The sequence below is a fragment of the Pseudoalteromonas sp. H103 genome (assembly GCF_001469205.1).
GTDB lineage: Bacteria > Pseudomonadota > Gammaproteobacteria > Enterobacterales > Alteromonadaceae > Pseudoalteromonas > Pseudoalteromonas carrageenovora.
Window position 1 is genome coordinate 18,398 of record NZ_LOFG01000006.1, and the last position, 13,029, is coordinate 31,426.

Annotated in this window: 11 protein-coding genes; 1 reads left to right on the plus strand and 10 read right to left on the minus strand. The window is 39.8% G+C overall.

All coding sequences use genetic code 11. The annotated features are described in order from the left end of the window. Nucleotides 1–7: 7 nt before the first annotated feature. The 10 genes from ribH to ATS74_RS05925 form a co-directional block, all read right to left on the minus strand. Complete coding sequence (gene ribH / locus ATS74_RS05880) at nt 8–472, minus strand: 6,7-dimethyl-8-ribityllumazine synthase (protein WP_058548010.1); 465 nt, start codon at nt 470–472, stop codon at nt 8–10. A gap of 101 nt (nt 473–573) precedes the next feature. Next, a complete protein-coding gene (gene ribBA / locus ATS74_RS05885) occupies nt 574–1,686 on the minus strand; it encodes a bifunctional 3,4-dihydroxy-2-butanone-4-phosphate synthase/GTP cyclohydrolase II (RefSeq protein WP_058548011.1) in 1,113 nt (370 codons plus the stop codon). A 29-nt stretch (nt 1,687–1,715) separates the two neighbouring features. Next, nucleotides 1,716–2,369, minus strand: coding sequence for a riboflavin synthase (locus ATS74_RS05890; RefSeq protein WP_058548012.1), 654 nt, complete (start codon nt 2,367–2,369; stop codon nt 1,716–1,718). Between the two features lie 16 nt (nt 2,370–2,385). Continuing rightward, nucleotides 2,386–3,522, minus strand: a complete 1,137-nt coding sequence (ribD, locus tag ATS74_RS05895; RefSeq protein WP_058548013.1) for a bifunctional diaminohydroxyphosphoribosylaminopyrimidine deaminase/5-amino-6-(5-phosphoribosylamino)uracil reductase RibD — start codon at nt 3,520–3,522, stop codon at nt 2,386–2,388. Nucleotides 3,523–3,524: 2 nt separating this feature from the next. Then, nucleotides 3,525–3,974, minus strand: a complete 450-nt coding sequence (nrdR, locus tag ATS74_RS05900) for a transcriptional regulator NrdR (RefSeq protein ID WP_002961761.1) — start codon at nt 3,972–3,974, stop codon at nt 3,525–3,527. Between the two features lie 104 nt (nt 3,975–4,078). Beyond that, entirely contained in the window at nt 4,079–5,335 is a 1,257-nt protein-coding gene (gene glyA, locus ATS74_RS05905) for a serine hydroxymethyltransferase (protein ID WP_058548014.1), read from the minus strand. Between the two features lie 270 nt (nt 5,336–5,605). Beyond that, nucleotides 5,606–6,889 (minus strand): threonine synthase, encoded by a 1,284-nt coding sequence (gene thrC, locus ATS74_RS05910; protein ID WP_058548015.1) that lies wholly within the window; start codon nt 6,887–6,889, stop codon nt 5,606–5,608. Between the two features lie 11 nt (nt 6,890–6,900). After that, complete coding sequence (gene thrB / locus ATS74_RS05915) at nt 6,901–7,836, minus strand: homoserine kinase (RefSeq protein ID WP_058548016.1); 936 nt, start codon at nt 7,834–7,836, stop codon at nt 6,901–6,903. A 9-nt stretch (nt 7,837–7,845) separates the two neighbouring features. Next, entirely contained in the window at nt 7,846–10,263 is a 2,418-nt protein-coding gene (thrA, locus tag ATS74_RS05920) for a bifunctional aspartate kinase/homoserine dehydrogenase I (protein WP_058548017.1), read from the minus strand. Between the two features lie 229 nt (nt 10,264–10,492). Then, nucleotides 10,493–10,861: a response regulator gene (locus ATS74_RS05925; protein WP_058548018.1), complete on the minus strand. Its 369-nt coding sequence runs from the start codon at nt 10,859–10,861 to the stop codon at nt 10,493–10,495. A 323-nt stretch (nt 10,862–11,184) separates the two neighbouring features. Here ATS74_RS05925 and ATS74_RS05930 point away from each other — a divergent pair, with 323 nt between their 5' ends. Then, complete coding sequence (locus tag ATS74_RS05930; RefSeq protein WP_058548019.1) at nt 11,185–12,951, plus strand: sensor histidine kinase; 1,767 nt, start codon at nt 11,185–11,187, stop codon at nt 12,949–12,951. Nucleotides 12,952–13,029 lie beyond the last annotated feature (78 nt).

Below are 13,029 nucleotides of genomic sequence, written 5' to 3' on the forward strand. Positions count from 1 at the left end.
CTTAAACTTAAATTTTATCTAACACATTAACCATTTCAAGCGCGCCTAATGCCGCTTCGCCGCCTTTGTTACCCATTTTGGTACCAGCGCGTTCAATTGCTTGTTCAATGCTTTCTGTAGTTAATACGCCAAATGCAACCGGGATATCATACTCAAGCGATACATTTGCAAGGCCTTTGTTTGATTCGCCAGCAACTAGGTCAAAGTGTGGTGTACCACCTCTGATCACTACGCCTAATGCGATGATTGCATCATACTCTTTTTTTGCTGCAACGCGTTTTGCCGCTAAAGGTAACTCAACTGCACCAGGTACATAAACAACAGTAATGTCGTCATCAGATACACCACCGGTACGTTTTAACTCATCAACAGCGCCTTCAAGAAGGCTGCTACCAATAAAGTCGTTAAAACGAGAAATAACGATAGCGAATTTTTTGCCTGGAGCGTACTTATTACCTTCAATAATTTTCATTTGATAACCCTAAAAATATGTTCAAGCGGTTGCGATTGCGCAAAAATTGCTGCGCATCATACCATAAAAATAAAAAAATAGACTAGTTTAAAGCAAACCGCTTATTGCGGCTCAACGTAATCAACCACTTCTAAATGAAAGCCCGAAAGTGCATGGTACTTTTTAGGGCGGCTCATAAGGCGCATTTGTTTAATACCTAGGTCAGCCAGTATTTGCGAGCCAACACCGACAGTACGCGATGTACCTTTAAATTTACGAGGTGTTACATTTTCACCGGCATCAGCAGCGGCAAATGCTTTTACTGTTGCTTCTAGCTCTTCAGTGCTTTCTTGCTTGCCTAAAATAACCAGAGCACCGTCATTTTTCGCTATGTAAGCCATCGCATCAGAAAGACCCCAACTACGGTCCGCACTTCTGTCTGAAAGTAAAATGTCGTTAAAGGTACTTTGTAAATGCACGCGAACAAGCGTTGGTTCTTGCTCTTTAATTTCGCCTTTTAACAATACGTAATGTAATTGTCCGTCGATAGTGTCTTTGTACGTTACTAAATCAAACTCGCCGTGTTCAGTCGGTAACTTACACTTAGCAACTTGTTCAATTGTGGTTTCGTTTAAGTTACGGTATTCGATTAAATCAGCAATAGTGCCAATTTTAATACCGTGCTCTTTAGCAAATATTTCTAAATCTGGGCGGCGCGCCATCGTGCCATCGGCATTAAGTATTTCAACAATAACTGATGATGCTTCAAGCCCTGCTAAACGAGCTAAATCACAGCCAGCTTCGGTATGCCCTGCACGTGTTAAAACGCCACCAGGTTGCGCCATAATAGGAAAAATATGTCCAGGTTGTACGATATCGCTTGGTACAGCCCCCTTTGCAATAGCAGCTTGAACTGTACGCGCTCTATCTGCTGCAGATATGCCCGTTGTTACACCTTTAGATGCTTCAATCGACATAGTAAAGTTAGTAGAAAACGCTGCGCCATTGTTTTTAACCATTAATGGTAAATCAAGTTGCTCACAACGCTCTTGAGTCATGGTTAAACAAATTAGACCACGGCCATGAGTAGCCATGAAGTTAATCGCCTCTGCGCTAATATGCTCAGCAGCTATTATTAAATCGCCTTCGTTTTCTCTATCTTCATCGTCCATTAAAATAACCATTTTTCCGTCTTTAATGTCGTCGATGATTTCTTGTGCGCTGTGTAAATTCATAAATTTGCTCGTGTAAGTTATCAGTGTCGTTATTTAATAAAACCAGCTTTAGCTAGTAAACTCATTGAAATGTCTGAGCCTGTAGGTTGCTCAGCGCCTTTAATTAGACGTTCTAAATAACGTGCAATTTGGTCGACTTCTAAATTAACCTGCGTCCCCACTTTAAAATCAGCGATGGTCGTTTGCTCGCTAGTATGCGGTACTATTGTTAGTTTAAATTTATTACCTTCAACAGCGTTTACTGTCAGACTTATGCCATCAATACATACAGACCCTTTATAAGGGATGTATTTCATTAAATTTTCATTGGTGCTCAACCAGTACTCTGTTGCGCGGGCATTAGGTGTAATGGCAGTAATTGTTGCTATACCATCTACGTGCCCTGACACTAAATGACCACCTAAGCGAGATACTGGCTGCATCGCTTTTTCAAGATTTACAGTTTGCCCTAAAGCATAATGAGCAAAGCCTGTAAGGCTAATTGTTTCGTTGGATAAATCAGCGCTAAAACCATCTATATGTTTATCTACGACAGTTAAACATACACCGTTGGTTGCAATGCTATCGCCAAGTTTTACATCTTTCATATCAAGATCAGCACTTTGGATGCGAATAGCTAAGTCGCCTTGTTTTTTTTGTAGTAAGGCAATTTTGCCTGTGGCTTCAATTATTCCAGTAAACATAGTGCTACTCTTTTTATTAAGTGGTTTTAATGAGTTTTTTTACTGCAGTTATACGTAAGTCGTCGCCAATACGTACACACTCATTAAATGTTAAATGAACTGTATTTTGCATACTCGTCAATTCAGGAAAATTTACTAAACTTTTTGCATCACACCCCATTAATTTTGGTGCTAAGTAAAATACAAATTCATCAATTAAATTAAGTTCAGACATTTTACCAGCAAGTGTAGCACCTGCTTCTAGCCATACATTATTAATCTGTAATTGAGCTAACTGCTGTAAAACCTCAGTTAAATTAACCTTTGCGTTAATCTCACTTACTTCTATATGTCTTACAAAATGCGGCCACTGCTTTGATTTATCAACCTTGGTGGTAAAAATTATTATGTCATTTTCAATACTAAATAAGGCAAGTTCAGGTGTTAATCTATTTTGCGAGTCAATTATAACACGCACAGGTTGGCGAAGCGGTAAATCTGTAGGTAAAGGTTGTGGCAATTCGTTTTGGCGTACATTAAGTTTTGCATCATCAACAAGTACGGTATCTGCACCGGTTAAAATTGCGCAGCTTTGAGCGCGATACAGCTGCACATCTTGGCGTGCTACAGAACCTGTGATCCACTTACTTTGGCCATTTTTAAGTGCGGTTTTACCATCAATACTTGCGGCCATTTTACATGTTACGTAAGGCAAGCCTTGCTCCATACGCTTAAAAAAACCTAAATTAAGTGCACGAGCTTGTTGCTCTAACAATCCAAATGCAACTTCAACACCAGCATCGCTAAGTATTTTAAGCCCTTTACCAGCTACTTGCGGGTTGGTATCAACCATTGCAGCTATAACTTTTACTACACCTGCGGCTTTTAAACCTTCAGCGCACGGGGGAGTGCGTCCGTAATGGCTGCACGGTTCAAGCGTGACATAAGCCGTAGCGCCTTTTGCCTTCTCACCAGCCACTGCAAGCGCATTAACCTCAGCGTGTCCCTGCCCTGCAAGCTGATGAAAACCTTCACCAATGATTTGGTTGTTTTTAACTAACACACATCCCACATTAGGATTTGGTGTTGTTGTAAACCGACCTTTTTTGGCAAGTTCTATGGCGCGCGCCATATACATTTCATCTTGTTCGGTAAATGGTATTTGGCTTTGCATTATTACTCCCCTAAACGGGCAATTTCTTCACCAAACTCGCGTATATCTTCGAACGAGCGATACACAGAGGCAAATCTTACATACGCTACTTTATCGAGCTTTTTAAGCGCTTCCATAATGCACTCACCGACTAAGTGGCTTGATATCTCCCGCTCACCAGTAGCACGCAATTGAGATTTAATAATATTAACGACTTCATCGACTTGTTCGGTACTCACTGGACGCTTTTCAAGGGCGCGGTTAAGGCCATTTAGAAGCTTATCTTCGTTAAATGGTTCTCGGCTGCCGTCTTGTTTTATTACGCGCGGCATAACGAGCTCTGCCCCTTCAAATGTAGTAAAGCGCTCGTGGCAATCGTTGCACTCACGACGACGGCGAACTTGGTGGCCTCCACCGACTAGGCGAGAATCAATAACTTTAGTATCTTTTGCGGTACAAAATGGGCAATGCATAACTCGGTACTTCCGTTTTAAAACAAAAAAGGCCGCTAAATAGCGGCCTTTTATCTTAGCAAAAAACTAAGTGGTTGTGATCTAAATTACAGCTGCTTGTACAATTAAGCGTATACAGGTAATTTTGCACAAATTGCTTTTACTTTTTCTTTAACTTGCGCTTGTACAGACTCATCGTTGATGTTGTCTAATACGTCACAAATCCAGCCAGCAAGTTCTTTCGACTCAGCTTCTTTAAAGCCACGACGTGTAATTGCAGGTGAACCAATACGCAAACCAGAAGTAACAAACGGTGAGCGAGGATCGTTTGGTACAGAGTTTTTGTTAACTGTAATGTTTGCATTACCAAGCGCTGCGTCGGCATCTTTACCTGTGATATCTTTATCGATTAAATCAAGTAAGAATAAGTGGTTTTCTGTTTTGTCAGATACGATTTTGTAACCACGTTCTTGCATTACAGCAACCATAGCTTGTGCATTTTTAACTACTTGAGCTTGGTATGTTTTAAACTCTGGTTGTAGTGCTTCTTTAAATGCCACTGCTTTTGCAGCAATAATGTGACATAAAGGACCACCTTGGCCACCAGGGAATACAGCGCTATTAAGCTTTTTGTAAATAGCTTCATCACCACATGCAGAAATAATTAAACCGCCACGAGGGCCAGCAAGTGTTTTGTGTGTTGTCGTTGTTACAACGTGTGCATGAGGTACTGGGCTTGGGTAAACACCCGCAGCAATTAAGCCTGCAACGTGAGCCATATCAACAAATAAGTAAGCGCCTACTTTATCTGCAATTTCACGGAACTTAGCCCAATCAACAATACCTGAGTACGCTGAGAAACCACCAATAATCATTTTTGGTTTGTGCTCAAGTGCTAGCGCTTCAACTTGTGCGTAATCAATTTCGCCCGTTGCTTCATCTAGACCGTATTGAATTGCATTGTAAAGCTTACCAGAGAAGCTTACGTGTGAACCGTGCGTTAAGTGACCACCATGAGCTAAGCTCATACCTAGTACTGTGTCGCCAGCATCTAATAATGCTAAGAAAACAGCTGCGTTTGCTTGAGAACCAGCATGTGGCTGAACGTTCGCATAGTCAGAACCAAATAACTCGTTTGCACGGTCAATTGCTAGTTGTTCAACAACATCAACGTGCTCACAACCGCCATAGTAACGTTTGCCTGGGTAACCTTCAGCGTATTTGTTTGTAAGCTGTGAACCCTGTGCTTCTAGTACACGTGGGCTACAGTAGTTTTCTGAAGCGATTAATTCGATGTGCTCTTCTTGGCGAGCAGTTTCTTTGTTTATCGCGTCAAATAACTCTGGATCAAAATCCGAAATATTCATGCTACGTTCTAACATTGGGGTCTCCTAGGGCAACGTGTATGGTGTTTTTTAGAGGCTTTATTGTACGCTTTAAACGACTCTTTGCCTACGCTCTTAAGTTGAGGATATTTAAACAGGGATTGAAACTATTTCACAGGGTTTTTAAGATGATATTTTTTTATAAATGCATTAATAATTTAAATGAATTTTATTTTTTACATTTAATTAGTTAATGATAGCAGCGTGCTAATACCTATTTTAAATAATAAAAAAGCGGCCTAAGCCGCTTAATTTTTCGCTACTGGGTTAACCTAACTTTGCCAGTATTTCAGTGCGTAACGCATCATAATCGGCGTTAATATCGCTTGCTAAGCACGGTTTAGCTAATGCATCGCTTAATGGTTTTGGCATATCCAATTCAATATTTAAAATCTCTTCTACGCTTTCTTTAAATTTAGCAGGATGTGCTGTTGCTAAAAAGATACCCGCGGCACCAGGTGCTCTATTTTCAACAAGACCTTGGTAAGCAATCGCCGTATGTGGTTCTGCTACATAGCCTGTTTGTTGAATATTTTTCATCACAGTTTGTGTATCTTGCTCGCTTACGCTGCTTGAATAAAAGTTATCGTAGCTAAACCAGTTATTATCTAACATTGTTTGCACGCGCGGCCAGTTATTAGGTTTACTTACATCCATCGCGTTTGAAAGCGACTCAAGCGTTGCGTTTGGCGCCCAGTTTTTATCAAGCATAAAGCGCGGAACTGTATCATTTTGATTAGTTGTAGCACTTAGTTTACCTACTGGCATACCGATTACCGCGCCAATCATGGCGGCACATACATTACCAAAGTTACCGCTAGGTACTGAAATATGCGCTGTTGCACGTTTTTCTTTAGGTAATTGAGCAATGGCTTCAAAGTAATAACACACTTGCGCTACTAGGCGGCTAATGTTGATTGAGTTAGCTGAATTAAGGCCAAGTGTTGATTTAACTTCATCATCTAAAAACGATTTTTTAACGAGTTCTTGGCAGTCATCAAAGCTACCTTCCACTGCGTAACAATGAATATTATTACCAAGCGTTGTAAAAAGCTTTTGCTGAGCAAGTGAAATTTTGCCTTTAGGGTATAAAATTACCACATCTATATTTGGCTTATTATAGAAAGCATGCGCTACAGCAGCGCCTGTATCCCCTGATGTTGCGGTCAAAATGGTAACTTTTTCACCTTGATTAAACTGCGCTAAACACTCAGCCATGAAGCGTCCGCCAAAGTCTTTAAACGCAAGCGTAGGACCATGAAACAACTCTAAGCAGTATGTATTTTCTTCAACTTCTACTAGCTTAACCGGAAAGTTAAATGCATTTTTAACCATTTGAGCAACCGTATCACTTGGTAACTCGTCACCAATAAGGTGCGATAAAATTTTGCCACTGCGAGTAACAAAGTCCATATCAAGTAAGGCGTCTACGTCAGCCATTGGAGCAAGAGATTCAGGAAAAAAAACACCTTGGTTGCGCCCTAAACCTGTTTTTACCGCTTCAACAAACGACACTTTTTGAGAACCATCTTTTAAATTATGTAATTGCATAACTGCCTATCCTATAAAACGTTTAATTGACGCGTGCCGTCGTTATCTAATTTACAAATGTGGCAGAACCCCTGCTCATTTATATAATGTTGCTCTAGCCACTGTGCACATTTCTCAGCAGCTTCTAATGTTTTACACACTGTAAATAGCGTAGGGCCTGCACCTGAAATACTCACAATTTCTGCACCAAGCACTGGCAAACTTGCTTTAGCTTCCTTAAACCCTGTTATTAATGGTGCACGATACGGCTCAGCTATATCGTCTTGCATAATGCTAAGTGCATCGTCAAAACGCTGCGTTAATAATAAACTACTAAAAGCAGATAAACGCTGTGCAAACTCAACACCTGCGTGCATGCTTAGCTCTTTTGGTAATACCGAGCGAGCTTTTGCGGTATTAAGCGAAAAGCCAGGAAACGCAGCAACGTAGTACCAGTTTTCATCAACTGGTAACGCAATTGATTTATCAGGGATTAAATCGCCTGTAAGCTGCAGCCCACCTAAATAACATGGCGTAATATTATCGTAATGACGACCACCACTTACTATTGCTTCAAAGTCAGCCATTAGCTCAATGAGCTCAACTTGGCTTAAATTAGTGTGTGCAAATTTATCTAATGCGGCAAACGTTGCTACTACTGAACACGCGCTAGAGCCTAACCCTGAACCAATTGGTAGGTTCTTTTTAAGCTCTAATTTTACGCTTGGCATATTTGGCGCTACACGTGCTCTAAAATGTACCAAGCATTGATACGCTAAGTTTTCGTTAGGATCACTCGGTAACTTATGAGCATATTCGCCAGAACAAACAAACTCATCACTTGGTGCAGCACTAACAACAGCTACATCACCTAATAAGCTGCCATCAATTGGCGCAAGGGCTGCGCCTAACGCATCAAAGCCTACTGCAAAGTTACCTATAGATGCCGGAGCATATACTTCAATCATAATGAACTCCTAGCGAGATAACGTTTTTAAGATATCAGCAAATACGCCTGCGGCTGTTACTTCAGAGCCTGCGCCGTAACCGCGAATCACAAACGGACGTGGTTGGTAATATTGACTTAAAATTGCTAAGGCGTTTTCACCATCACGAATTACATTTAATGCATGTGATGAATCAACAGCTTCAATACCCACTTTACAGTGACCTTCTTTAATTGTGCCTACATAACGAAGAACTTTTCCTTCTGCGGCAGCACTTTGAATACGGTCATTAAATGGCGCATCTAGGCTTGGCAGTTTTGCCATAAATTCATCAACACTGTCGCCTTGTGCAAAACCTTGTGGTAATACCGACTCAACTTCTATATCACTAAGCTCTAGCTTCATACCCGCTTCGCGAGCAATGATCAGTAATTTACGTGCTACATCGGTACCAGATAAATCATCACGAGGATCAGGCTCTGTAAAACCACTTTCTTTAGCTTTAATTGTGGCTTCAGAGAGTGATAAACCATCTTGCAGTGCACCAAACATGTATGAAAGTGAGCCCGATAAAATTCCACTAAACTCAAGCAACTCATCACCTGCACCAAATAACGATTGTAAGTTATCGATTACCGGTAAGCCTGCGCCTACATTAGTTTCGTATAAAAATTTACGATTATTTTTTTGTGTTGCTGCAATTAAGTCTTGGTAGTACGTGTACGAGCTAGTTGTTGCTTTTTTATTAGCTGCAACAACGTGAAAGCCTGCATTTAAAAAGTCGACGTATTGTGCAGCAAGTGCATCAGACGACGTGCAATCAACTAAAACAGGATTAACTAAATGGTTTTGTTTAACAAATTGCTCTACTAAATTTAAATCAAACGCCTGATCAGATGCTGCTAACTTTTGCTGCCAATCAGCAAACGCTATGCCTTCACTATCTAAATGTAATTGACGAGAATTAGCTACACCATAAAGGTTTAACTTAATATTACGCTTTTCAAGCCATGCTTGTTGGCGCTCTAACTGAGAAATAAGCTCTTGTCCTACTAAGCCGCAACCTAATAAAAACACATCAATTGAAGGCACATGCGTGAAGAAGTTCTCATGACATATTTTCACTGCATCGTTACATAGCTCACCATCGATAACCGCTGAAATAGCACTCTCGGTAGAGTCTTGTGCAATGGCAACAATGTTTACCTGTGCTTGTGAAAGCGAGGCAAAAAACTTAGCAGCTAAGCCACGGTGTGCGCGCATGTTATCACCCACAAGTGTAACAATCGCTAAGTTACGCTGTACTTGTACTGGCTCAATAAGCCCTGCTTGCAACTCAAGTTCAAATGCTGTTTGTAACGCATCAAGTGCCAACGCTAAATCACTTTCGTGAACACAAAAGCTAATGCTAAATTCACATGAAGATTGCGTGATTAATACAATTGATACGTTGTCGTGAGCCAGTGCGTTAAACACTTTAGACGCCATACCCACTTTACCTTTCATACCTGGGCCTGAAACGGTAAGCATGGCTAAGTCTTGTAAACTTGAAAGCGCTTTTACTGGCTCGTCAGATTTATAATCGTTACCAATTAATGAGCCTTGGGCATCTGGGTTATGAGTATTTTTAATTTCACACGGCACACCCGCTTTAGCACACGGCAAAATCGTTTTAGGGTGAAGTACTTTAGCGCCAAAGTAAGAAAGCTCCATCGCTTCTTTATAAGATAAGAAATCTACTTTAGTCGCCTTTTTGATATAACGAGGGTCGGCGCTGTAAACACCGTCTACATCCGTCCAAATTTGACAAATTTCAGCTTCTAAACAGGCAGCTGCAATTGCTGCAGAATAATCAGAACCATTACGACCAAGCGTTGTAAGCTCACCTTGTTCATTACTTGCTGTAAAACCAGGCATAATATAAATAGTGGCTGGGTTTTCTTTAAGTACAGCTTGAAAACGCGCCTTGCTTGTTACTAAATCAGCTTCAGCATCAATGTAGCCACCTGTTGAGGCTATACAGCTTGTTGCTTCTAAATATTTAGCATCGTGCGAGCTTAATAAACTTTGCATAAGCGACACACTCACACGCTCACCAAAACTAATTACAAATGCACGAACCTGATCTGGGCAACACTTTATAAGCGCTACGCCATCTAATTTATTTTTAAGCTCACCTAAGTTTGGCCAATTAGAAACAACCACACCTGTTTTTTCCACATCAGCTTTTAAACCTTCACATCGGCTTACAAGTGCTTGCCATTGCTGTGAAAAATCTAAACCTTGCTCTGCTGCCGCAGCTAACGCAACCAGTGAATCGGTCATCCCGCCTGGCGCTGAAAGTACCAGTAACATTTCATCTTTTAATTGTGCTTTAGCTAACTGAGCTACCTGTTCTAAGCATGCAAAGTCGGCAAGCGAAGAGCCGCCAAATTTTAAAACGCGCATTGTTTATGTTCCTCATCCCATAAAACGAAAAAAGGCCTGTGTTCTAAGTGAACACAGGCCTTTAAATTTGTTGCACCGACCTATGCCACTATCCAGTAAGAATGGTGGTTGTAATAATAATGGTCAGTACGCGATTAATTGTTTTCATAGGCTTAAGACTGCCTTAACAGAGGCTATGCTGTCAACCCTAATTGAAAAGATAAAACAGCCTTTTTTAATATAAAATAACCTAATGAATGCCAAATTTATGCAATATTTCTTTTAATTTAGATTTATTAATGGGTTTTTCAATAAAGTCGATTGCGCCTAGCTGGGCTACTCTTACTTTCATTTTCTCTTGAATATCTGCTGAAATAACCAATACAAAGCACTCTATTTTTTCTGCTTTTATTGTTTCGAGTACCTGCACTCCGTCTAGTTCTGGCATTGTTAAATCTAAACAAATCAAGTCAAAATGTTGCTCTCGCAATAATGCTAAAGCCTGCACACCATTTACTGCTTGTTGAATCTCTGCACTTAGACTGTCATTTAAACAGCGCACAACTTGCCTACGGGCAACTGTTGAATCATCACATACAAGTATTGAAAATTTCATCATGTTTACTACTACACAGCCATCTAAAAGTAATTAAAACCTGCCCTCCATTGCAACAAACGCAGTTTACCACGTTCCTATATACTCAACACATTAATAATTTAATATGGTGATAATTATCGAATAAATCTATTTTCATTAATTACCAGCGTTTAACACTAGTAATAAGTTACTGCAAAAGCTTAGCTTAAATACATTAATACTTCACTAGAGCCTGTTTATCTTATTAAATTTTAACTTTTTTATTTATTTTTAGGCGTTTATTGACTAACTTTTAAATTACTCTAAAAACGTTATAAAAATAACAAAGGATGAACACGTCACTCATGTTACAAAAAAGCCTTTCTAAGAAGTTGCTGACTAATGTTTTATCAGTCTATTTTTTGCTTACCTTTGTGGTGACTTGTGGCCAAGTACTTGCTGAATACGTCAATACTAAAGACTACATTCGAGATGAACTTAGCACCTTACAAAAAACCTTTAGTCGCAGCTTAACACGTGCCATTTGGGAGCTTAATACAAAGCAAACAATTACTACGGCAGAGGGCTTACTCGCAATTCCAATGATCGAAGGAATTATAGTGCGTGACGACAGTGGCGAAATAATTTCTCAACTGGGTCGCTCTTTAGATATACATAAATTGTATAACCAGCAATTAGTGCAAGAAGAAGTTATTTTAGAAGATACTAAATCTGGCTTATTTGGTTATACCTTCCCGCTTATTTTTGAATTTTCAGGGCGTGCCACTCAAGTTGGCGATGTTACTTTGTTTTCCAGCCGAGAAGTTGTTTTTAGCCGGATTATGGTTTCGATCTACTTTTTGATTGGTAATGCGATGATCAAAACTACATTTTTGATTATTTTATTTTTAATGGCATTTAGAAAACTGTTAACCGATCCTTTAGCTGAACTCACTGAGCAATTAGAAAACATCGAGCTTGATGAATTAGAAGGTCAACACATAGAAATTGAAACAGAAGAGCATAACGAACTTAAAGTTATGGAGCACTCATTCAATAACCTGATAGACAAAGTGGTGCAATACCGAAAAGAGCTAGAGCATACCCAAAAAGAACTTATTATTAGTAACGAAAAGCTCGATCAGCACAATATACAACTAGAACAAGACGTAGCGCGTAAAACATCTAACTTGAGCCAAGCAATGATGGACTTACAGCAGCAAAAATATGAGCTTGAAAAACAAAAAATAGTTCTCACCGAAGAAATTGATTTACGCCGAAGCACAGAGCAAGAACTAATTAGCAAACAAAGCGAATCACAACGTTATATAGATGAGCTAAGCCTAGCTCAAGAGCGTTTAGTTGGCACTGAAAAAATGGCAGCCTTAGGTGGTTTAGTAGCTGGTATAACGCACGATATAAATACGCCCATTGGTATTGGCGTTACTGCAATATCATTTTTACAAGAACGTTTAAATAAACTCGAAAGTGCCTATACCGATAAGAAACTCTCACCAAAAGCGCTTGAGGAGTTTATTAATGAAGCTAAACAAAGTACTAGCCTACTCACTACAAACCTTGATAGAGCATCTGAGCTAATTGCGAGCTTTAAACAAATTGCGGTTGATCAAGCCAGTGAGGCAATAAGAACCATCAACTTTAAAGATTACGTTAACGAAGTAATTCGCTCGCTGCATCCTAAACTTAAAAAAACATCCCACACAATTAACTTACAATGCCCAGATGATTTAGTGCTTAACTTACCTGCAGGTGCTATAAGTCAAATTTTTACCAACCTAATAATGAATTCACTGATTCATGGCTTTGAAGGCAAAGAAAATGGCCTTATGGATATAAAAATAACAAGTGATGAAACTAACTTAACCATTGATTACAAAGATAATGGTAACGGTGTTACTAGCGAGCAATTAACTAAGTTATTTGACCCATTTTTTACGACTAAGCGCGATCAAGGTGGTAGCGGCTTAGGTACGCACATAATGTTTAATTTAGTAAAACAAACATTAAGTGGCTCTATTGATGCCACAAGCGAGCCAGGTAAAGGTCTTCGCTATTACATTCAGTTCCCTAAAAACATGGCTAAACCCCTCTCTATGTTTAACCAAGAGTAACTATGTGCGTTAAATTTAGCCATATTTGCCAGTAACAAATCAGCCATTTCGAGATGTTGTTTTTATTGCTATGATTGA

Bases quoted from the DNA above. Each gene is read 5' to 3' on its own strand.
- ribH (WP_058548010.1), bottom strand. From the start codon at position 472: ATGAAAATTATTGAAGGTAATAAGTACGCTCCAGGCAAAAAATTCGCT.
- ATS74_RS05930 (WP_058548019.1), top strand. From the start codon at position 11,185: ATGTTACAAAAAAGCCTTTCTAAGAAGTTGCTGACTAATGTTTTATCA.
- glyA (WP_058548014.1), bottom strand. From the start codon at position 5,335: ATGTTAGAACGTAGCATGAATATTTCGGATTTTGATCCAGAGTTATTT.
- ribBA (WP_058548011.1), bottom strand. From the start codon at position 1,686: ATGAATTTACACAGCGCACAAGAAATCATCGACGACATTAAAGACGGA.
- ATS74_RS05925 (WP_058548018.1), bottom strand. From the start codon at position 10,861: ATGATGAAATTTTCAATACTTGTATGTGATGATTCAACAGTTGCCCGT.
- thrC (WP_058548015.1), bottom strand. From the start codon at position 6,889: ATGCAATTACATAATTTAAAAGATGGTTCTCAAAAAGTGTCGTTTGTT.
- ATS74_RS05890 (WP_058548012.1), bottom strand. From the start codon at position 2,369: ATGTTTACTGGAATAATTGAAGCCACAGGCAAAATTGCCTTACTACAA.
- thrB (WP_058548016.1), bottom strand. From the start codon at position 7,836: ATGATTGAAGTATATGCTCCGGCATCTATAGGTAACTTTGCAGTAGGC.
- thrA (WP_058548017.1), bottom strand. From the start codon at position 10,263: ATGCGCGTTTTAAAATTTGGCGGCTCTTCGCTTGCCGACTTTGCATGC.
- ribD (WP_058548013.1), bottom strand. From the start codon at position 3,522: ATGCAAAGCCAAATACCATTTACCGAACAAGATGAAATGTATATGGCG.
- nrdR (WP_002961761.1), bottom strand. From the start codon at position 3,974: ATGCATTGCCCATTTTGTACCGCAAAAGATACTAAAGTTATTGATTCT.